The 20,244-nt window shown below is 59.0% G+C and carries 27 protein-coding genes; 17 read left to right on the top strand and 10 right to left on the bottom strand.

From position 1 onward, the window contains the following. Nucleotides 1–129: 129 nt before the first annotated feature. From ACM6I7_RS06240 to ACM6I7_RS06195, 10 genes are all read right to left on the bottom strand, one after another. Nucleotides 130–501, bottom strand: a complete 372-nt coding sequence (locus ACM6I7_RS06240) for a glutathione S-transferase N-terminal domain-containing protein (protein WP_007960660.1) — start codon at nt 499–501, stop codon at nt 130–132. 103 nt (nt 502–604) lie between these two features. Next, complete coding sequence (folE, locus tag ACM6I7_RS06235; protein ID WP_019826593.1) at nt 605–1,150, bottom strand: GTP cyclohydrolase I FolE; 546 nt, start codon at nt 1,148–1,150, stop codon at nt 605–607. 22 nt (nt 1,151–1,172) lie between these two features. Then, nucleotides 1,173–2,321: a tyrosine-type recombinase/integrase gene (locus tag ACM6I7_RS06230; RefSeq protein WP_414888183.1), complete on the bottom strand. Its 1,149-nt coding sequence runs from the start codon at nt 2,319–2,321 to the stop codon at nt 1,173–1,175. Beyond that, on the bottom strand, nt 2,222–2,803 hold the full coding sequence (locus ACM6I7_RS06225) for a hypothetical protein (protein WP_414888172.1): 582 nt from the start codon (nt 2,801–2,803) through the stop codon (nt 2,222–2,224). Before ACM6I7_RS06225 ends, ACM6I7_RS06230 begins: the two co-directional genes overlap by 100 nt. Continuing rightward, nucleotides 2,800–3,342 carry a phosphohydrolase gene (locus tag ACM6I7_RS06220; protein ID WP_414888171.1) on the bottom strand — a complete coding sequence of 181 codons (543 nt, stop codon included), beginning with the start codon at nt 3,340–3,342 and terminating at the stop codon, nt 2,800–2,802. Before ACM6I7_RS06220 ends, ACM6I7_RS06225 begins: the two co-directional genes overlap by 4 nt. Next, the gene (locus ACM6I7_RS06215) at nt 3,339–3,884 is read right to left on the bottom strand and encodes a hypothetical protein (RefSeq protein ID WP_414888170.1); all 546 of its coding nucleotides are present in this window, start codon (nt 3,882–3,884) and stop codon (nt 3,339–3,341) included. Before ACM6I7_RS06215 ends, ACM6I7_RS06220 begins: the two co-directional genes overlap by 4 nt. Nucleotides 3,885–3,956: 72 nt before the next feature. Continuing rightward, nucleotides 3,957–4,277: a pyocin activator PrtN family protein gene (locus tag ACM6I7_RS06210; RefSeq protein ID WP_414888169.1), complete on the bottom strand. Its 321-nt coding sequence runs from the start codon at nt 4,275–4,277 to the stop codon at nt 3,957–3,959. A gap of 158 nt (nt 4,278–4,435) precedes the next feature. Continuing rightward, the gene (locus ACM6I7_RS06205) at nt 4,436–4,717 is read right to left on the bottom strand and encodes a DNA-binding protein (protein WP_414888168.1); all 282 of its coding nucleotides are present in this window, start codon (nt 4,715–4,717) and stop codon (nt 4,436–4,438) included. A gap of 10 nt (nt 4,718–4,727) precedes the next feature. After that, entirely contained in the window at nt 4,728–5,318 is a 591-nt protein-coding gene (locus ACM6I7_RS06200) for a hypothetical protein (RefSeq protein WP_414888167.1), read from the bottom strand. A gap of 264 nt (nt 5,319–5,582) precedes the next feature. Next, entirely contained in the window at nt 5,583–6,230 is a 648-nt protein-coding gene (locus ACM6I7_RS06195; protein WP_047598940.1) for a LexA family protein, read from the bottom strand. A 98-nt stretch (nt 6,231–6,328) separates the two neighbouring features. On the opposite strand from ACM6I7_RS06195, the gene ACM6I7_RS06190 reads away from it, so the two are divergent. From ACM6I7_RS06190 to ACM6I7_RS06110, 17 genes are all read left to right on the top strand, one after another. Then, nucleotides 6,329–6,562: a hypothetical protein gene (locus ACM6I7_RS06190; protein ID WP_414888166.1), complete on the top strand. Its 234-nt coding sequence runs from the start codon at nt 6,329–6,331 to the stop codon at nt 6,560–6,562. A gap of 331 nt (nt 6,563–6,893) precedes the next feature. After that, complete coding sequence (locus ACM6I7_RS06185) at nt 6,894–7,412, top strand: phage regulatory CII family protein (RefSeq protein WP_414888165.1); 519 nt, start codon at nt 6,894–6,896, stop codon at nt 7,410–7,412. Continuing rightward, nucleotides 7,405–7,635, top strand: coding sequence for a TraR/DksA C4-type zinc finger protein (locus tag ACM6I7_RS06180; protein WP_414888164.1), 231 nt, complete (start codon nt 7,405–7,407; stop codon nt 7,633–7,635). Before ACM6I7_RS06185 ends, ACM6I7_RS06180 begins: the two co-directional genes overlap by 8 nt. Continuing rightward, entirely contained in the window at nt 7,625–9,844 is a 2,220-nt protein-coding gene (locus tag ACM6I7_RS06175; RefSeq protein ID WP_414888163.1) for a VapE domain-containing protein, read from the top strand. The genes ACM6I7_RS06180 and ACM6I7_RS06175 overlap by 11 nt, the downstream gene beginning before the upstream one ends. Next, a complete protein-coding gene (locus ACM6I7_RS06170) occupies nt 9,837–10,196 on the top strand; it encodes a hypothetical protein (RefSeq protein WP_414888162.1) in 360 nt (119 codons plus the stop codon). The genes ACM6I7_RS06175 and ACM6I7_RS06170 overlap by 8 nt, the downstream gene beginning before the upstream one ends. Nucleotides 10,197–10,722: 526 nt before the next feature. Then, nucleotides 10,723–11,067 carry a phage holin family protein gene (locus tag ACM6I7_RS06165; RefSeq protein ID WP_414888161.1) on the top strand — a complete coding sequence of 115 codons (345 nt, stop codon included), beginning with the start codon at nt 10,723–10,725 and terminating at the stop codon, nt 11,065–11,067. A gap of 168 nt (nt 11,068–11,235) precedes the next feature. Continuing rightward, nucleotides 11,236–11,868, top strand: a complete 633-nt coding sequence (locus tag ACM6I7_RS06160; protein ID WP_414888160.1) for a terminase small subunit — start codon at nt 11,236–11,238, stop codon at nt 11,866–11,868. Next, on the top strand, nt 11,849–13,885 hold the full coding sequence (locus tag ACM6I7_RS06155; RefSeq protein WP_096796983.1) for a phage terminase large subunit family protein: 2,037 nt from the start codon (nt 11,849–11,851) through the stop codon (nt 13,883–13,885). The genes ACM6I7_RS06160 and ACM6I7_RS06155 overlap by 20 nt, the downstream gene beginning before the upstream one ends. A gap of 1 nt (nt 13,886) precedes the next feature. Further along, nucleotides 13,887–14,093, top strand: a complete 207-nt coding sequence (locus tag ACM6I7_RS06150) for a phage head-tail joining protein (protein ID WP_096796982.1) — start codon at nt 13,887–13,889, stop codon at nt 14,091–14,093. Beyond that, a complete protein-coding gene (locus tag ACM6I7_RS06145; protein ID WP_414888159.1) occupies nt 14,093–15,571 on the top strand; it encodes a phage portal protein in 1,479 nt (492 codons plus the stop codon). Before ACM6I7_RS06150 ends, ACM6I7_RS06145 begins: the two co-directional genes overlap by 1 nt. Beyond that, on the top strand, nt 15,568–16,737 hold the full coding sequence (locus ACM6I7_RS06140) for a head maturation protease, ClpP-related (RefSeq protein WP_096796980.1): 1,170 nt from the start codon (nt 15,568–15,570) through the stop codon (nt 16,735–16,737). The genes ACM6I7_RS06145 and ACM6I7_RS06140 overlap by 4 nt, the downstream gene beginning before the upstream one ends. Then, nucleotides 16,734–17,078 carry a head decoration protein gene (locus tag ACM6I7_RS06135; RefSeq protein WP_095139914.1) on the top strand — a complete coding sequence of 115 codons (345 nt, stop codon included), beginning with the start codon at nt 16,734–16,736 and terminating at the stop codon, nt 17,076–17,078. Before ACM6I7_RS06140 ends, ACM6I7_RS06135 begins: the two co-directional genes overlap by 4 nt. A gap of 63 nt (nt 17,079–17,141) precedes the next feature. After that, the gene (locus ACM6I7_RS06130; RefSeq protein WP_096796979.1) at nt 17,142–18,137 is read left to right on the top strand and encodes a major capsid protein; all 996 of its coding nucleotides are present in this window, start codon (nt 17,142–17,144) and stop codon (nt 18,135–18,137) included. A 2-nt stretch (nt 18,138–18,139) separates the two neighbouring features. Further along, nucleotides 18,140–18,460 (top strand): hypothetical protein, encoded by a 321-nt coding sequence (locus tag ACM6I7_RS06125; RefSeq protein WP_122843352.1) that lies wholly within the window; start codon nt 18,140–18,142, stop codon nt 18,458–18,460. After that, nucleotides 18,457–19,113, top strand: coding sequence for a hypothetical protein (locus tag ACM6I7_RS06120; protein ID WP_414888158.1), 657 nt, complete (start codon nt 18,457–18,459; stop codon nt 19,111–19,113). Before ACM6I7_RS06125 ends, ACM6I7_RS06120 begins: the two co-directional genes overlap by 4 nt. A 1-nt stretch (nt 19,114) precedes the next feature. Then, entirely contained in the window at nt 19,115–19,636 is a 522-nt protein-coding gene (locus ACM6I7_RS06115) for a hypothetical protein (protein WP_414888157.1), read from the top strand. Then, nucleotides 19,633–20,220: a phage baseplate assembly protein V gene (locus ACM6I7_RS06110; RefSeq protein ID WP_122843349.1), complete on the top strand. Its 588-nt coding sequence runs from the start codon at nt 19,633–19,635 to the stop codon at nt 20,218–20,220. Before ACM6I7_RS06115 ends, ACM6I7_RS06110 begins: the two co-directional genes overlap by 4 nt. Nucleotides 20,221–20,244: the final 24 nt, after the last annotated feature.

Here is a 20,244-nt window from a genome sequence, read left to right as displayed (position 1 = left end):
TTTTGACTGGAATTTGTGGTGGCTGAGTAGGCCTCTTCGCGAGCAGGCTCGCTCCCACAGTGGAAATGCATTCCAAAGGGTGGGAGCGAGCCTGCTCGCGAAGGCGTCAATCAACCCACCACATAATCATCAGACCGCCGCAAACCGCTTATCCAGATAATCAATGATCACCTTGGACTCATACATCCAGGTCGTCTGCCCATTCTCTTCAATGCGCAGGCACGGCACCTTGATCTTGCCGCCCTGGTCCAGCAGGGTCTGGCGATCCTGTTCATTGTTCTTCGCGTCCTTCAGTGCGACCGGCACATTCAGGCGACGCAGCGTACGACGGGTTTTCACGCAGAACGGGCAGGCGTGGAACTGATACAGGGTCAGGCCTTTGGCGGCGGCGTTGACTTGCGCCTGTACCTCGGCCGGGCGCTGTTTCTTGCCCGGGCGGGTGATGAAGTCAATGAAGATGATCAGTTGGCCAAGGCCGACACGAAGCGCTTTTACGAACACGTTGAAAGCCTCACGGTGCAAAGAGAGAAGGGCGCGCAGCTTACCCGATTTTTCACAGGCGAAAAAAAACCGGCGATCAACGCCGGTTTTTTTCTGCAGCCGATTACTTGATCAGGCTGAGGAACTCGCTGCGAGTCGCCGCGTTTTCGCGGAACTCACCGAGCATCACCGAAGTGATCATCGACGAATTCTGTTTCTCGACACCGCGCATCATCATGCACATGTGCTTGGCCTCGATCACCACGGCCACGCCCAGCGCGCCGGTGACTTGCATCACTGCATCGGCGATCTGGCGGCTGAGGTTTTCCTGGATCTGCAGGCGGCGGGCGTACATGTCGACGATCCGCGCGACCTTCGACAGGCCCAGCACTTTGCCGCTCGGGATGTACGCAACGTGCGCCTTGCCGATGAACGGCAGCAGGTGGTGTTCGCACAACGAGTACAGCTCGATGTCCTTGACCAGCACCATCTCGCTGTTGTCGGAGCTGAACAGGGCACCGTTGGTGACCTCTTCGAGCGTCTGTTCATAACCGCGGCAGAGGTACTGCATGGCTTTGGCGGCACGCTTTGGCGTGTCGAGCAGGCCCTCGCGGGACACGTCCTCGCCCAGTTGGCCGAGAATCGCGGTGTAGTTCTGTTCCAGTGTCACAGGGGCTGATTCCATAAGGGTTTCAGAGGGGTACTGTTTCTGCCTGTACCAATTTTGTACCAATCAAGCTGTTTTCGAGCTTCCCGAGTTCACCCCAGTCGGTGCTGGAATTTATCCATCGGGCGTATGTCGATAGCAACATCTGAACGCTATGACCGAGCTGAGTGGCGATAAACGCAGGGTTCATACCCGCCATGAGGCACATGGTAGCGTATGTGTGTCGGCAGTTGTATTGCCGGCGGGCGCGAATGCCCAATTCAGTCAGTGCAGCCTGGAAGTGTTTGTCGGTTACGCTCGATTGTTGGATGAACTCGAAGTTCTTGGTGGGCGGGAACACATAGGTCGATTCGGTGCGTTTGCGCCGGCTTGGCAAAGCACGTTGCTTCGCCAACAGTTCTGCCTGCTCGATGGCGTGCAGTGCTCGGCTGTTGAGCATGACCTGGCGTCTGTTGCGGGTTTTGGTGCGCTCCTCGATCTTGTAGTCCGCGACGATCCGACACACGTTGACCAGTCGCTTTTCCTTGTCGACCTCTTCCCAGCGCAGCGCCGCGATCTCGCTGGGGCGCATGCCTGTGTAGAAGGCGAACTCGAAGTAGGCCGCGTAGATCCGCATCAAGTGGGTCAGCGTCTTATATAGGTGATCGATAATCTGGTTGGCCTCGCCCACGGTGAAGGGATCGATGGGTTTCTTGGCCTTCACCGGCAGCTCGATGGACTCCACCGGGTTACGGTTGATCAGGCCGTCTTTCACTGCGGTACCGAACACCGTGGTCAGGCGCTGGATCGCCGCACGCTTCACGCCCGGCGTAGGCCATTCGGTATTGGCCACCACCTTGCGCAGCATCACCGATGTGATGCTGTCGATGGGTAGCATTGCCAGATACGGCATCCAGTACAGATTGAGCGAACCGAGGTAGTTCTTTCGAGTCCCGGCCACGATCTCTCGGCTGTTGAGCCACTCTTGGGCGTACTCCCCGAAACGGGGAGTCGCTGAGTAGGTGGCATAAGTGGAGTTGGGGAACAGCTCGGAGTAGCGCTGATCATCCAGCACGCCATGCTTGATTAGGCTGATTACGTTAGCGCGTAAGTCGGCGGCAGCCTTAATCCCCTTCGGCGTTTGGGGATAGGGGAGGGTTTCGCAACGGCGTTGCCCGTTCCAAGTGAAGCGAATGCGGACGGACTGTCCAGCAAATTCAACTCCGGTGGGCAATCCCATTGGCTCTCGAGCCATGCTTCATATCTCCTTAGGCTGTAGTAAATGCGGCTATCGATGCTGTTCCAAACCCCTTTCGGTATGACGCCTCTCGCGCGCTTGCCTTGTAATGCCCGGCGGGTGGTACCGACCAGTTCGGCCATCTTGTCTTCTGGAATCTTGTCGAGGTGATAGGTTGGCAACGATGGCTCTGCTGCCTCATCACATTGCGTATACCCCTCGACAAGCTGCGCGGGCGAGCGTTTCTGAGCGTTCAGCGTTGCATTAGGGATGGCTGCCTCGCGCAGCTTTTCGTGGGGTATCAGACCCTCGGCAGTGCTGCTGGAAGAGGCAATGATGCTTGCTGCTGCGCAGCAGCTGTTGTTTACAGGCGTGGCGATCCAGTTGTTTATGCGGAGCAAAGCGGGCAGGGTCTCGGTGGTGTTCTGTACATTTCTCATGCCGCTTTCCTCCGGTGTTCGACAGTGAGTTGATCCATCAGGCGCTGCTGGTACGTGTGTTGCGCTTCGTTAGGCGACCAAGGGCGAATGGTTTCGGCAGAAGGTTCGATACCGACCAGACATTCACGGATAGCCGGGTCTGCAGGCATGAGATCTCGATATTCGGTTGCCATCGTGACGAGACTTGCCTCGTATACGCATTCGGGAGTCTCGTGGGAAAGGCTGAAGCGCTCGCAAATGCGTTGCCAAATAACATCTTCAAAACGCTGCTGGAGGAACATCCATTTCTTGGGATGTTCATTGATCACAGCCACATACGCGTCGGTGGCGGCATAAAGTAGCGCTGCGAGTTTGTGCTCTTTCGGCACCATAGTGGCAACGATGCAGCTGTGCTGAGCAACGCTGTAGAACTCGCGGGCCCGGCCATCGAAGTGGCACAGGTGGGCGAGTGCGTGAGAGATGTCGTGCGGTTCAATCATGATTGAGTCGGGTTTGAACAGTTCGAACCGTTTGCCGGTGGAAGTCAGAATCTCGCTCATGCGGCACCACCTGAAGCTGTTTGCAATGTTGTTGCGATTGCTTGGCTATCTTGCTGGAAAAATAATGCAGCTTTTTCTGCATCTACCTTGCTGAGAGGTATGAGAGGGAACACCTTTTCTACCTTGGCACGGCCTGTTGTTTCGACGGGCTCCAGTAATTCGGCCATGGCTAGCGCCTCATCGCGCAGGGCGCGGGTTTCGCGTTCCAATTTCTTCCCGGTGCGGAAAGCGGCGAAAGTCTCGGCGGCAATGCGGAGCTTTTCGGCGATATCGAGCAGTGTCTGGCGCTCGGGATCGCCTAGCGTAAACGCTTTCTGCAGGCGTTTGCTGAATTGCGCCAGGTGGGCGTGGTCGGCCTTAATGAAGTCGAGTGAGGCCCTTAACTCACGAATGGTTTTGGCGCTTTCGGCACGCTGGATGTCGTCGCTTTCTTTCTTACCGGCGGACATTCCGTCGGTATGGCTCATCAAGTAGCCGGCCCAAATTAATAGCGCCGCCAGAGTGATGAGAGAGATGAGTGCGCAGATTTGAATTGCTGTCATTTGGTTTGCTCCTGGGCTCGCTTGGCTGGTGGTGGCAGCCAAATGGGGGTGTCGTTCGATCTCAAATGGGTATTACGCGTCCGACTTGTCGTCTAGCGGTCGTTGCATCTCTTCATCAGCCTTGTAGGCGCGGATATCGATCAGAGCGGCAACGTGCTTGATGTGGGCATACCTCAATGCTTTTCCGCTTTCGTCGATAGTGGTCACGGGAATTTGAATCCGGCGGCTATTGATCGCTTCTGTGAACGTCTTTTCGTTGAGGTTCTTGAAGTAGTGGACACGCAGCTTTTCAAGCGGAATGAGTACGTCGCCGAAAAGACGGTAAAGCATGTCAACGGTGCAGTTATCAGGCGCTGGAAGCAGTCGCAGCGGTGTTTGGTTCACGTTGGTCATGTGGCTATTGAGCCTCCTTGCGTTTGGATCGTGAGGGGTGGTTCCAGGCGTTCAGGCAATGGCGTTTGGTCAATTCCCGCAGATGTTCGGGCACCTCCTGGAGCGCGGCATTGCGCTCCTCACGTGTCCGCATTGCGATGATCTGTCGGGCGTATTCCCTAGGCCACGTCACGGCGGTCTGCCGGAATGGCGGGGAGGTCGATCCCCAACTGGTCAGCCAGCCAGCGGATGCCGGCCTGCTTGACCCGAGTCGACTGGCTGTACTGCATGCCGCATTTCTCGTCGTACCATGGGCTGTTGTTGATCCGCAGATAATCACCGTCGCGGTTGAGATCCGCCGGCAGGTTTCCCTTGAGTAGACCCTTTTCGCGCATGCGGGCGATGAGCTTGGGACGGGTCAGGCCGAGATGAGCAGCTGTTTGGGCGAGGGTACGTTCCATGGCGCTCTCCTTAAGCCGCGTGTGCGGCAGGGGTGGCCGCTAATGCAATTTGGCTGATGAACTCGCTTACCTTGCCGTAGATCTCGACATCGGTACCGCACGCGGTAAAACACCGGGTACGCGGGCTCTTTTTGCCAATGCTGAGGATGCCGGTGATGCAGGAGAGGGTGTGCGGGCGATGAATAGCGACGTGCAGGGGCAGGTCGAAGCCCATGTCGAGGCTCAGCACGCCACCGGTGCGGATCAGCTCGAATACCCGCTGTTTGTCCTGGATTTCAAAACGGCCGTATTGACGATCTGCGTGGGTACGATGCACCAGGTCGCTGGTACTGCGCGAATCAAGCGGGCCGTTGGCAATCTCTTCGATGAAGTCGGCCAGCTTGAGGTGCATCTTCTTGTCGTTCGGCAGCGTCAGCGTATGGCGTTCATTGCCCAGCTCGATGACAAAAGTGCTTTCCGTGGTGCCGCGTTCGGCCTTGAGACGGAATGCCAAGCACTCGCGCTTCGGAGCTGTGCGCAGGACGTGGTTGAAAGTCTCGGTCAGGTTGACTTGGGCGTTGAGCAGTTGGAGGGTGCGGTTGTCGATCTTGTACTTGATCATGCCGCGTGCCCTCCGCCGTTCGGATCGACAGGAGAGGGCTGGCAGGACTTGGCGACAAGCTGGGGTTTGCAGTTATGAATGATGACCAAGCGGCCCGTGGCGAGCTGCAACTGCTCGATCATTTTTTTGTTGCTGACGCACGCCGGGTGAACGTGGAGGGTAGCGCTAGATAGCATGGGTGAAGCCTCGCTCTATGGTGGAGAGTGAGGCAATATTAACCCTAAAGGTTATTTGGTCAAGAAAAAATAACCTTCAGGGTTAACTTTAGAGGTCGGAGATTTTCCACCTAGCTCGTCCGCATATGTTCCATTCTTCAGTCATTCGGATTATTCGTTCCGGCCAATCAGGATTGACTGCATAGAGATAACGTTCGCTACCCTCTTGTCTGAGTTGCTTGAGTGTTGCCGCTTCATCTCTAACTCGCTTCGCTGCAACAAAATGGCCTGGTAAAGCTTCGAGGGATGGATCGATCACGATCTTGTCACCCTCCATAAACTTTGGCTCCATGCTCACACCTTCAACTCTGAGAATGAACGCGCTTGGCCCCACTGGTCCGGGAGCATCAATCCATTCCTCAGCATCTCTTGGATCAAAGCTCCCTTGGCCCTCGCACCATGAGCCCGCAGCAATGGAGCCTATAACCGGAAGCTTACGTCCTGTATGGCTTAGCACAGTAGCGTTATTGAACTCCCCAACACCGTAAGGCATGTCGAGGTAACCCTCGTGCAAGTTCAGAGCTTTTTCGAGCTCGCGTGCAATCTGGTCACCAATCCCTTTCGTAGGATTCTTCCCTCCGAAAGCACTGACCTGCGCAGGCGCTTTACCTAGGCGCTCAGCTACGTCCGTCAAGCGAAGATTCCGCTCAGCGATGATTCGTCGAAAGTTGTGAAGCCGGGTATCTGAAATTTTCATGTGATGATTTTGGCTTCATTAACCTTTGAGGTGAATGTCTCTCTGGGTATTGCAAAAAATAACCCTAAAGGTTAATTTGTCGCCCGGAGGACTACTCAATGAACCTGCGTGATTACATCAGCAACATGGATAAGGAAAAGCTAAAGGCCTACGCGAATCGCTGCCGTATAGCTGATAGCTACCTTCGCTTACACGTGAAATATGCGAGCAAAGATCCAAGCGTTTCTCTAATCAAGTCATTGGCCCGCGAAAGTGATGGCTGCGTGACGATCTCAGAAGTTCTTGAACACTTTGGGATCATGGACGATGACTCGCCAAGCGAAGCTGCATAGTTAGAAAAAAGGCGACCCAAAGGTCGCCCAGTTCCTCCCGACACGCACCACCACAGCGCTGTCGGGCCGCGTTAGGAGTAGGGGGGCAAACCAAATGCAAACCGCCCACGCCTCTCGCGTTTTCCAAGGCTCGGAAGCTTTGGTGTTGCTGCCTTTTCCACCACAGAGCTGGCAGCTGTTGCGCTAGGGGTGAACAACGGATTGTTCGCCCCAGCACGGTGCCGGTGTTGGTCTATGAAACCTCGCCGGCGTTTGGGCACTTACACGCCACACGACAAATGTACCACCACTCCCTGTCGTGCGGCACTGGCAACATTCAAGGATTAATGCCATGAGCCGAATCGCTCTGAGTTCCGTAGATCGGGCCCAGCGGGAAGTCCTGCCGCTCGATTTAGCGCTGTACCACGCCGCTCGCGAATACCCAGGCGGCGCTGCGGCCATCGCCGCCACGACCGGTCGCAACCCGACCACGCTGCAGCACAAGCTTTCGCCGACCCACCCGAGCCACTCCATAAACATTCAGGAGTTCGGTGAGATCCTCGAGCTCACCAAGGATCGCCGCATTCTCGATGCGGTGCATGCATTGGTCGGCGACACGGTCTGGCAGGAGTTGGCCGACACCTACACCAACGACATGCCTGAAACGCTCACGACCGGTATCGCCGAATACTTCCGGCAGGTCGCGGATCTCGCCGAGACTTGGGCCAAGAGCATCGGCGACGGCGTTGTCACCGATCAGGAACTGGCTGCGATTCGTCTGCAGGTGTTCCGAGGTATTCAAGGGCTGCTCGGGTTATTCAACCGCGCCACCTACGTCAATCAGACTACGCGAGGTGCTGACCGTGGCTGACATCGCAGACTTTGCTAATGATCTCGTCCAAGAGCGTGTCGACCAAGCGCTCGCAGCACGTCGCAACGCCGCCAAACCTGCATTGGCGGCGCACTCTTATCTGTTCTGTGAAGAGTGCGAAGAGCCGATTCCAGAGGGACGTCGTGTAGCGCAACCAGGCTGCACGCATTGTGTGGACTGTCTTTCGCTCGCGGAATTGAAGGGAGCTCGTCATGCTCGATGAAGTTTTGGCGCAGTTCGCGGATTACGGACTTGTACCAGCGCAACCGCTGGTGTTCGGCAAGCTCACCCGGTGCAAGACGGCGCAGGATAAGGGCACCGAGAAAAACGGCTGGTACGTCGCCCATGAACACCGCACCGAGAAAGGTGAGACGCTGATCTTCGGTTCATTCGGCGATTGGCGTTCGGGTGAGACGCAGAAGATCAAGGTCAAGGCCGGTCGGATGTCACCCGAAGAACGCGAAGTGATGCGCGCTCGGCAGGAAGAGGGCAAGCGTCGTGCTGCTGAGGTTGCGGCCAATGCGGCGCGCCGGGCGGCAAAGCGAGCGGATGGCTTGTTTCAGCGGATGCCGGAGAAAGGCCGTAGCGAATACCTGGACCGCAAGCAAATCGTCGGTATCCGGGTGCGATACGCGCCGCGTTCCGGGGCAGTCTTGGTCCCCATGAGCAACGCACGGGATGACATCGTCGGGCTTCAGGTGATTTACCCGAACAAACAGGAAGACACTGGCCGGGACAAGACGTATTGGCCTTACGGGATGTCGAAAGAGGGGGCTTTCCACCTCCTAGGACCGGACGCCGATCCAGGCGATCCCGTGTTGGTGTGTGAAGGCTACGCGACTGGCGCCAGCCTGCACATGGCGACCTCGCTTACCGTGGCCGTGGCATTCGATGCGGGTAACTTGCTTGCGGTCTGTAAGGCCATGCGTGAGCGGTTCGCGGGCTGTCCGCTGATCATTTGTCGCGATGATGACTGGAAAACTACCAAGCCGAACGGTGATGCGTGGAACCCTGGTGAAGAAAAGGCCAATAACGCGGCACTGATCGTCGGTGGTCAGGTGGTTGCACCAATCTTTTCCGGTGAGCGCGGTGATAAATGGACCGACTTCAACGATTTGCACGTTGCAGAGGGGCTGGAGGCGGTGCGTCGTCAGGTGCTGGCGGTGGTCAAACCGCCCGCCACAGGCGGTTGGAAAGATCTCCTGGCCCGCAGCGACAGCGGCGCACTGATCGCACATATGCAAAACGTTGAATTGATCCTCGCCAATGATCCTCGCTGGGCCGGAGTCATCAGTTTCAGCGCGTTCAGTTCGAAGATCGTCAAGCTCCGTGCAGCGCCTTATGGCGGGGGCACGGGCGACTGGGCTGACATTGATGATGTGCGGGTAATGAAATGGCTCGCGCAGCATTACAACCTGCGGGTCAAGGCATCCCATGTGATCGAGGCGGTGAGCGTTGTGGCTCATGACCACGAGTTTCATCCGGTGCGGCAATACCTTAAAAAGCTTGAATGGGATCGTGTGCCGCGTCTGGAAAGCTGGTTGACGGACGTCATGGGCGTTAGGGCTTCTGCTTACTCGTCCAAGGTTGGCAAGCGCTGGATGATTTCGGCTGTAGCACGGGTGATGAAACCGGGCTGCAAGGCTGACTCGGTGATGATCCTCGAAGGTGCGCAGGGTGCTGGTAAATCGACGGCGATGAGCATTCTCGGCGGTGAATGGTTCATGGATACACCTTTCGCTCTGGGCGACAAAGACGGTTTTCAGGCGATCCGGGGAAAATGGATCGTCGAACTTGGCGAGCTGGACAGCTTCAACAAAGCGGAAAGTACAAAGGCCAAGCAATTTTTCTCGGCGTCCACGGATACCTACCGCGAGAGTTACGGCCGTCGCACCATGGACGTCCCGCGTCAGTGCGTCTTTGTCGGCACCACCAATCAGGAGGAGTACCTGAAGGACGCCACCGGTAACCGGCGGTATTGGCCGGTCGCCTGTACCAAGGTGGACTTAGAGCTGCTGCGCTCCATTCGCGACCAGCTATGGGCCGAGGCTGTGTTTTGTTACGACGCGGGTGACCTCTGGTGGGTGACGCGAGATGAGGCGACATTGTTCGCTGAGGAGCAGGACGAGCGCTTCGTGGTGGACGAATGGGAGACGCCGATCCTGACCTGGCTGGAGGAATCGCAGATTGGAGAGACTACGACCGGCAGTGAGATTTTGACGCAAGCGCTCAAGCTTGATCCGGGACATTGGGGCAAGCCGGAGCAGATGCGGGTCGGGGCGATACTGCATCGGCTAGGTTGGAGTCGTTACCGGCTCGGAGCAATGACCAAGAGTCGGATCCGTTTGTGGGGCTACAAGAAACCTGAGGGCTGGGGCAAGGCGTCTGCTTTGGAAAATGAGCGTGTCGAGGAGCCTTGTTTCGGTGATTAAGGAAATCGATTCGTTACTGAAAAAGTGGGCTCAGGAGCTGCACTCCGATCATTCGAAAGGGGGGCTGGCAGGTGGCAATATGGTCGCGATGATGATGGAGAGCAATGGGCAACTGATCCGTGGGCGGCGGGCCTTCCGTGCGCCGCTAGAGAGTTCTCTCGACATCGAGCTGATCGTGACCAAGCATCTGGCGCCCGAGCTTGTGACGGTGGTGCGAGAGCACTACTGCACCCTCGATGTCGGCATGCGCTTGCGATATGCGCACTGCGGCTGCGGGCGTGACACTTATTATCAGCGCCTGCACGACGCACACCTACAGATTCTTGGAGTCATGATGGGGGTGGCTGCTTGACCCTAGGCACGGCTCCGGCAGTTGCTGTCCCACCGGCCCGCCTTGTCCCACTATGTTTAGACGTAGTGGGACAGGTGCGGGCCTTGTCTTTACTGGGTTGTCCCACCGTCCCACCTTTCAGCGTCACCCGCCCGCATATGCGTAGCAGGCACATTGCACGCGCGCTTCACGCGCAAGCGTGTTCTTAAATTTCTCCCTTTACACGAAAAAGGAGATAAATAAGTAGGACGGTGGGGCGAGACCCCGAATCTAGGCGCTCTCAGGCGTCCCACTTCGATTTTGAAAGGTGGGACGTATGGGACGCCGAATCAAAAGCGATAGCCGAGTGAATACGTTGTACCCCTGTCGCACCCGCGTCGTACCCATATTGCACCCGTATTGTTCCATGGCATTAAAACTCGCTTGCTGCCACCGGAATCGCCCTGTAAAAAGTACCCATCTTCGATAGGTGCGACCGCAGAGAGCGGCAGTCACCACACCACCAAACCCGGCCATTGCGCCGGGTTTTTGCGTTTAGGGGTTGGCGATGACAAACGAGCAACAAGCGCTGGCAGAGATGCCGATCTGGTTAGTGATCGTCCTGGCCCTGGTCGGCGGCGTATCGGGGGAGATGTGGCGAGCCGACAAGGACGGGGCGCGGGGCTGGGCATTGTTGCGCCGCCTCGTGCTTCGGTCCGGGGCCTGCATTGTCTGCGGAGTGTCGGCGATGATGCTGATGATCGCCGCCGGTATGACGATCTGGACGGCGGGTGCCTTGGGGTGCCTCACGGCGATGGCCGGTGCGGACGTAGCCATCGGGTTGTACGAACGATGGGCTGCCAAGCGGCTGGGCGTCTGCGAAGTACCGCCTGCCGGGGGCGAACAGGGGTGATGCACCGATCTGGTGCGCCGAAAACCGCCGGGGACCCTAGGGGTATCTGAAGGACACGGGGTCGGAAACCCGCGGGAAACTGTTAGCCGCAGACTTCCCAGCTTACTGAAATTTCAATCATTGAAATCTTGAAAGGATTCATTGAAATACGTTGAAAAAGGAGGGCTCATGACAGAACCAACCTACCTGTCGAAGAGCGCCTTCGCGGCCCGGCTCGGCAGGTCGCCGAGTTACATCACCTGGCTGAAAGACAACAACCGTTTGGTGCTTTCGCCCAATGGCAAACAGGTTGATGTACATGCCACCGAAGCGCTGATTCGCGACACCGCCGACCCGAGCAAGGCCGCCGTTGCTGAACGCCATCAACAAGATCGGATTCAGCGCAACGTTTACAGCCAACTGTCGACCCAAACCGAGCCGACTTCCATGGCTGCGCCGCCGCTGGCGGTTCCGACGACAGACAAGCATCCGGATTTTCAGAAGGCACGCGCGCACCGTGAGTTCTACTTGGCGCAGATGGCCGAGATGGAGTTTCACAAAGCACAGGGCTCAACAGTCGAGGTTACGGCAGTTCAGTCCGGGGCATACAACGCCGGTCGCATGCTTCGCGACACGTTGCTGGGTATGCCTCCGCAACTGGCTCCGGAACTGGCGGCCATGTCGGATCCATGGGAGATCGAACGACACCTGACTGCAGCGTTGAGACAACGGCTTGAGGACGCCGGCCGTATGTCCTCTGAGGAATTCGGCCACACACTGGATACTAACTGGGAGGTGATAGATGAGCCTGACCAGATCTGATGGAGCGACGGTGTACTGCGAGGCTTATTTCCGGGGGCTTCAACCTGACCCGGATGTGTGGGTGGACGAGTGGGCCGACGAATACATGCGTATTCCGCGTGATTCAGGTGCCGCTGAGCCCGGCCAATACCGCACCTCTCGCACCCCTTACGCACGTGAGCCGATGCGCTGTTTATCGCCAGCTCACCCCTGCAAGCGCGTCGTTACGATGGTGGCTTCGCAGTTAATGAAAACCCAAATCGCCTTAAATTGGATTGGTGGCCTGATCCATATGGCACCGTCCAATATCCTGACACTGCTGCCGAGCCTTAGCCTGGCTAAGCGGGTGTCATCGAGGATCAGCAAGACCATCAAGGCCACGCCCGTTCTGCGTAAGCGAGTGGCGTCCAGTCGGTCTCGTGACTCCCGCAACACGATGGACACCAAAGAGTTTGAAGGTGGTTCGCTGTACGTGACCACTGCGGGTTCCGCAGCCAACTTGGCCGAGCTCTCAGCGCGCTATGTGTACGGCGATGAGGTGGATCGTTGGGAAGTCGACGTCGGAGAGGAGGGTGATCCCATCGAGCTGGCAGAGACTCGGGGCAGTACCTTTGGCCGGAATGCCAAGTTCTACTTCTCCAGTTCACCAACGATCAAAGGTGCTTCGCGTATCAGTGATCTGTTCGAGTCCAGCGATCAACGTTACTTCTACGTGCCGTGTCCAACTTGCGGGCACAAGCAGGTACTGGAGTGGGAACGTTTGCTCTACTCCAAGGATTACCAGCTCATTCACTACCAGTGTGCTGGGCCTGAGTGCGACGTGTTGATCGAGGAGCACCATAAGGGCTGGATGCTTGCCAATGGCGAGTGGATAGCCCATGCCGAAGGTGATGGCGAAACGGTTGGCTTTCATCTCAACGCGTTGTACTCGCCACCAGGCTGGATGGACTGGCGTACGCTGGCCAGGCAGTACGAGAAGGCCAAGCGGGCGCAGGCGAAAGGCGATCTTGAACCGATGCAGGTGTTCTACAACACCCGCCTGGCCAAGGTCTGGGACAGCGCTCAAGAGCAAACCAAAGCCGATGTTCTTATGGACCGGGCGCGTCTGGAAAGCTACGGCCTCGGCTCAATGCCGTCCGGTTCGCTGATGCTTACCGCCGCCGTCGACGTTCAGGCTAACCGTCTAGAGTTGATGGTCATGGGCTGGGGCTTTGGTATGGAGCGTTGGGTGATTGATCACAAGGTGATCTCAGGCGACCCCGCTGATGAGCGAACTTGGGCGGTACTTGATGACTTGCTCAAAGCTCGCTACCGGCACCCTTGCGGTGTCGGCTTGGCGATTCTTGCCACGGCTGTCGACTCCGGGGGCCATCACACCGATGAGGTCTACCAGTTCTGCCGCATGCGGCGCTGGCGCAACATCTTCGCCATCAAAGGTGCGAGCAAGCCCGGCAGACCGGTGATTGCCCAGCGGCCCTCGATGGTCGACGTGACCTGGAAGGGTCAGACCGAGCGCCACGGCGCCGAGCTGTGGTTCGTCGGTACCGACACCGCCAAGGACTGGATCTACAACCGTTACCCGTTCCCGGATGGACCCGGCTCGCTGCATTTTGCCAACGATTTGCCGGACGACTTCTTCGCCCAATGTGTGGCAGAACGCAAGGTCGCTCGCTACGTCCGCGGTCATAAACGTGTCGAGTGGATCAAGGGCAAAGCCGAGCGCAACGAAGCACTGGACCTGATGGTGTATTGCCTGGCCATGGCGCATTACCTGGGCATCAATCGGTACCAAGAGCATGACTGGGATCGGGTGCGGCAAGCCTTGGCACAATCCGGATTGTTCGACGATGCCCCGGTCCAGCCTGTCCATGCCCCGCGTGTTGAACAAGCCCAAACAACCGAAACAGCGCCGCCGGCTGTTTTCCGGCAAGCCCAGCTGGCACCGCCTACACCGGCTGCACCTGTCGCACCCACGCGACCTGCTGCATCGCCATCACCACGCCGCAGCTCTACCAGCGGTTATCTGAAGAGACGCTGATATGTCCTTTACCCAACAGCACCTCGACGTAATCGAGAAGGCCATCGCGCGCGGTGAAAAAACCGTTCGCTTCGGCGACCGCACCGTCGAGTACCGCACCATCACCGAGCTGCTGCAGGCCCGCGACGAAATTCGCACCTCGCTGCTCAACGCTGCCGGGCCACGTTCGCGCGTGGTCCGGCTTTACCACGGAGGCAAGGGACTCTAATGGCTCGTTATCCGACGCTAACCCGTAACGGATTCTTGCTGCCGTCGAACATCAAGGCCAGTTACGAAGGCGCCGGGGAGGGCCGTCGTTCCGCTGGCTGGGATGCGCCCGACAATGGCTTGAACTCCATCAACACTCCGGCGCTGCGCAACCTGCGTTCCCGTTCGCGGGCCGCAGTGCGCAATGACCCGTATGCTTTCAACGTCATCGAAAAACGCGTCAGCAACCTGATCGGCACCGGCATCAACCCCCGGCCGAAGACGGACGATGACGCCCTGCGTAAGCAACTGCAGGAACTGTGGGAAGACTGGGTCGATGAATCGGATGCCGATGACCTCACCGACTTCTACGGCCAACAGGCGCTTGCCGCGCGGACGGTGGAAACCTCCGGCGAGTGCTTCATTCGTCTGCGGCCACGCAGTCTGGACGACGGTCATGCGGTGCCGCTGCAATTGCAGTTGCTCGCACCGGAGTTCGTACCGCACGACAAATTCGAAACCACCCGCGACGGCAACGTCATCCGTGCCGGCATCGAGTTCAACCCGGTCGGCAAACGCGTGGCGTACTGGATGTATCGCTCGCACCCGGGCGATCCCTCGTCACTGAATGCCGGCTACAACCAGCTCGTGCGTGTGCCTGCCTCGCAGGTGCTGCACATCTTCGAGCCACTGGAGCCTGGGCAGTTGCGTGGCGTGCCGCGCTTGTCACCTGTGCTCAAGCGCCTGCGCAGCCTCGACAACTACGATGACGCTGTGCTGTTTCGCCAAGAGGTGGCCAACCTGTTCGCAGGTTTCATCACCCGACCGCCGCCGGATTCCGGTCCCATGCCGCGCGACCCGGTCACCGGTCAGCCACTGGTGACCGACCGCGACGGCTTCACGCCAATGGTCGCGCTCGAACCCGGAACCATGCAGGAGCTCGGCCCGGGCGAGGAGGTGGAGTTCTCCAAACCGCCCGATGCTGGCAACAACTACCCGGACTTCATGCGGCAGCAACTGATGGCCGCTGCGGCCGGTACCGGTACCCCCTACGAGATCCTCACCGGCGACATGCGCGAGATCAACGACCGCGCGTTGCGCGTCGTGCTCAACGAGTTTCGCCGTCGTCTGGAGCAACTGCAGTTCAGCGTTTACGTGCATCAGCTGTGCCGTCCGGTTCGTGCCGCGTGGATGGACATGGCGGTGCTGTCCGGTGCGCTGGTGCTGGAGGATTACGCCCAGCGACGGCGCGAGTATCTACGAACGCGCTGGGTGCCGCAGGGTTGGGCCTACATCCAGCCGGTGCAGGATGTACAGGCGCGCACGATGGAAGTCAAAGCCGGCTTTGCATCGCGCAGCGAGATGGTGCTGCGCACCGGCTACGACGCCGAAACGGTCGATGCGGAGAACGCCGCTGATCTCGCCCGGGCCGTTCGCCTGGGCCTCAACTACAACACCCTGGACGTCATCGAGTCGCTCGACGACAAGGAGCAACCATGAGCAAACAAGCGCGACCGCGCATTTACAATAAAGCCGGCGAGCGCGTGCAGGTATCGGACAAAAGCTGGTACGCCATGCAGGCCAACGGCGAAGCCGAGCAACGCACCATTGAAGTGTTCGTCTACGGCGAGATCGGTACTTGGGGCATCACCGCCAATCAGTTTGTCCAGGATCTGCGCGCCATGGACGACGGTGTTTCGCCCGTCGTGGCGGCGTTTAACAGCGTCGGCGGTGATCTATTCGATGGGCTGGCGATGCACAACGCGCTGTCGCGGTTGGGCGAGCGTTGCACTGGCCGGGTCGATGCACTGGCCGCGAGCGCAGCCAGCGTTGCGGTGTGTGGAGCGCACCGGGTGGTGATCGCGTCCAACGCCATGTTGATGATTCACAACCCGTGGACCTACGCCGCCGGCGACGCTGAAAGCTTTCGCAAGGTCGCCGAAGTGTTGGACCAGACCATGGAAGCCATCATCGCGGCCTATAAGGCCAAGGCGCCTGACATCGACGAGCCCGAGTTGCGCCGCTTGGTGGCGGCCGAGACCTGGTTGACGGCAAACGAAGCGGTGGCGTTGGGTTTGGCCGATGAGATCGGCGACGGCGTCAAGGTCAAAGCGTGCTTGGGGCAAGGCGCCGTGCTGCAGCGATTCCAGCATGCCCCGGCCGCACTGCTGGCTCAACTGGATGAACCGACCGATCCGGAACCCGAACCCACACCGGAGCCTGCGCCGCCGATCCCGGATGACCCGCCGGCGCCGGCGTCCAATGCCGCGCAACTCGCGGTGCTAATCAGCCAGCGTTGCACGGCGGCGGGTATCAGCAACCTGATCGAGCCGCTGCTCGCTGTCACCAAGCTGGAAAGCGAAGCGGTGGTGCAGGCGGCGCTGACCCAGGCCAAAGCCATCAACGACTTGTGCGTCGCCGCGCGGTTACAGGAGTTCAGTGCTGAGTACGTTTCGGCCGGCCTGGATGCCTCGGCGGTGCGTGCCCGACTCTTCGACAAACTAGTCGGCAGCGGCAAAGGCTTCGAGATCGACAACAGCCTGCCGCTGGCCGATGACCCTCCGCCGAAAGTGCAGGCCAAGCAGATCGACCAGCCCTCGATCTGGTCCGCACGCCAAGCGGCGCAGACCGGCAAACGAACCTCACTTACTGGAGCTACTGCATGAACATTCAACGCGAACCGATGCACGCCGGGGAATTCCTCCTGTCCGAGGGCGCCGGCACCATTTCCCGTGAAGCAATCAACGTTGCCGCCGGCCCGGCGCTGGAGCCTGGTCAGATCCTGGGTCTGGTCACTGCCACCGGCGAATTCGCTCCGTACAACCCGACCGCCGAAGACGGCAGCGAAAACGCGCAGGCGATTCTCTTCGGCCCGCTGAGCACGTCCGACATTGTCCGTCGCGGGCGCGCCGTGGTGCGTCTGGCCGAGGTCAGCGAAGCACACTTGACCGGTCTGGATCTGGCCGCCGAGAAAGCGCTGGCTGCCCATAACGTGATCGTTCGCTAAGGCGATCGCCTTCAAATTTTCAGCCCGCCCTGTGCGGGTTTTTTGTTTTCTGGAGACTGCTACATGGCTGACATTCAAATCTTCAACGACGAGGCATTCTCGGTGTCCTCGTTGACCGCCGCCATCAACGAACAGGAATACGTTCCCGGGCGCATTGGCAGCCTGGGTCTGTTCCAAGAGGAGGGCATTACCACTCTCACGGTACAGATCGAGAAAGACGGTGACACCCTCGCCCTGGTACCGGCCGGTGAGCGCGGCACCTCCGGTCTGGTGGTGTCAGGCAGCAAGCGCAACCTGATCCCATTCAACACCGTGCACTTGCCTGAGCGCTTCACCATCAAGGCTGACGAGATTCAGGGTATTCGCGCCTTCGGTACGCGCTCGGAGTTGCAGTCGGTGCAGGACGTGGTCAACAAGCGTCTGGCCAAGGCGCGCCGTCAGCTGGACGTCACCCATGAGTTCCAGCGACTGGGCGCGCTGAACGGCAAGATCTACGATGCCGACGGCAAAACCGTATTGCTCGATCTTTATGAGCGTTTCGGTGTTCAGCGACAACGTATGCCGATGGAGTTCGCAAACCCGGAAAGCGATTTCCGTGTCAAATGTGGCGAAGCGCTGGATATGCAAGAAGATGCGCTCGGTAGCGTGACCAGCAGCGGTTCGCGGGCGTTTTGCGGGAAAAACTTTTGGAACGCAATGCTGAAACTTGATGAGGTGAAAGAGACCTATCTCAACACCCAGCAGGCAGCATCGTTGCGCGGTGATGCGCGCGAGAGCTTCGATTACGGCGGCATCACCTGGGAACGTTATCGCGGCAAGATCGCCGGCATGACCTTCGTGCATGACGACAAGGCACTGCTGATTCCCGAGGGTGTGCCCGACCTCTACATCTCGGTGTTTGCACCGGCCGACTACATGGAAACGGTCAACACCGAAGGCGTGCCTTACTACAGCAAGATCGAACCCTTGCCGTTCAACAAAGGCATGGCCGGTGAAGCGCAGTCCAACCCACTGCACATGTGCACCCGGCCGCTGGCGCAGATCCTGTTGGAGATGTAGTCATGGGCATTCGCGAGCTGATGGCCGATGTCGACGACATCGTCTTTGAAACTTTGGGCGACAGTGCGCGGATCGAAGGGCGTAGTGAACCGGTACTTGGCATGTTCTCGGCGCCCTGGTTGCAACCGCGGATCGGGCGGATGAATACCGCCATTCGTGAGCCGCGCTTCGAGGTCCGCGTTGCTGATGCCGATGGTCTGAGCAAGGGGCTGCTGGTAAGCGTTGACGTACCGGGCCTGGATGGTGGCGGGGACTACGACCTGCTGCAGCTTGAGCCCACCGGTGACGGTCTGGTCGCCCTGATTCTAAGGAAACGACCATGAGTGTCGGCAGTCACTTCAAGCCCTCGGCTGGCGGCGGGATGATCTCGTTGCAGACCTCGGCGGCAGACCTGAAAGCCTTTCAGGACTTTGCCGCCGTAGTGCCAAAAGCAGCGGCCAACGCCCAGCGCCGAGCCATCAACAAAACCCTGCGCTGGCTTGCCACACAGATTGCCCGCGCCGTCGGCCGGCAGGAACGCATTGCGGTCGCTGCTGTACGTCAGCGCCTGCGGGCCTACCCGGTCAGTGGCGGGGCCAACAGCGGCAAATTGTGGTTCGGTCTCAATGCCATGGAGGCCAGCCGCATCGGCCGGCCTCGGCAGAGTCGCTCCGGTGTCTCGGTGGCAGGCCGGCGCTTTCAGGGCGCGTTCTTCAAGAAGGTCTACGGCAACAGCGCAGAAGTTTGGATCCGTACCGGCAGCAAGCACTTCAGGGCGAGCGATTATCCCGACAGCGATGTCAGCGGTGCGGTTGGCGCGAGTTCGGGCTGGATCGCCGAGCACGACAACCGCTTCCCGCTGGCTAAGGCCAAGGTGTCGTTGGAGCAGGCCCGCCCGCACTTCGAGAGCTGGGTACGTAAGGCTGACGAACAACTGGTGCATGTCCTGCAGCAGGAACTCAATTTCGAAGTGCAGAAGCACTTGAAGGGGACATGACGTGACGGATCAAGTCGACGAGCCGTTCAGTCTTGAACAGCTGTATCACGCCATCGAGCGGCGCATTCAGGAACACTTTCCGGGCCTGCAGACGGTGTCCATGTGGCCGGATGATTTGGATCGCTTACCGCTGCCAGCGGTGCTGATCGAATTGGCCGAGATGGAGCCGGGTCTCGATCCGGGAACCGGTGAAACCGGTTTGACCTGCAAGTTCGAAGCGCGAGTGATCACCGATCCGATTCAGTCGGATCATCATCAACAAGCGGTGTTCCTGGCGGGCCACCTCGCAGCGTTGCTGCGCATGCAGTGCTGGGGCGTTGAGGTCGAGCCGGCCGAGTTCGTTCAGGCCATGCAGGACTGGACCAAACCCGAACTGGACGGCTACACCGTCTGGGTCGTGGAATGGACGCAGCAGATCTACCTCGGTGAGGCAGAATGGCCTTGGCCGGATCAGCCACCGGGCACCCTGCTGCTGAACATTGAGCCAGGCGACGGCCCGTTCCGTCCGGAGGATGTTCCATGAGTTCCGGTTACGTCGCGGCCCAGCACGACCGCATGCTCTCTGGCCTGGTCAAGGATTGCTACGTGGTGGCGGTGGATCTCGCCGCGTCACCTCCGGTGTGCCGAGTCTCGGACGGGGAGTGGGTCAGCGGCTGGGTACGCTGGCACAGCATCGCCGCCGGCAAGGCGCGGCACTGGCGGGCGCCGAGTCTCAACGAGCAGGGCACCCTGATCAGTGCCAGTGGCGAGGTGGCGCAGGGCACATTCATTCCTGGTCTTTATGGGAATGGCGGCGCGCCGCCGGACAACCGCGATCACGTCGAAGTCTGGCGTTTCGATGATGGAGGCTCACTGGTCTACGACTGGCGGGCCAACAGTTACACAATCACTTTGCCGAGCGGTACGGTCACCATCAAGGTCGGTTCAACACTGGCCGAAGTCACCGACAACGCTGTCAGCGTGAAGTCGGGAACGATCGATCTGGAGGGCGCCGTGAACATCAAAGGGCCGGTCAACATAGACGGTCCGCTGCACGCGACACAGAGCCTCACCAGCGATGCCGACATTCTGGCCACCGGCCAAAGTGACAACCACCACAAGCACTAACTCATCACTCATTCAGCCCGCCGC

The organism is Pseudomonas sp. IT-93MI4 (assembly GCF_949767635.1).
In the GTDB taxonomy this organism is placed as follows: Bacteria; Pseudomonadota; Gammaproteobacteria; order Pseudomonadales; family Pseudomonadaceae; genus Aquipseudomonas; species Aquipseudomonas putida_A.
Note: the sequence above shows the minus strand (reverse complement) of the source record. Positions and strands in the feature narration are given on the sequence as shown.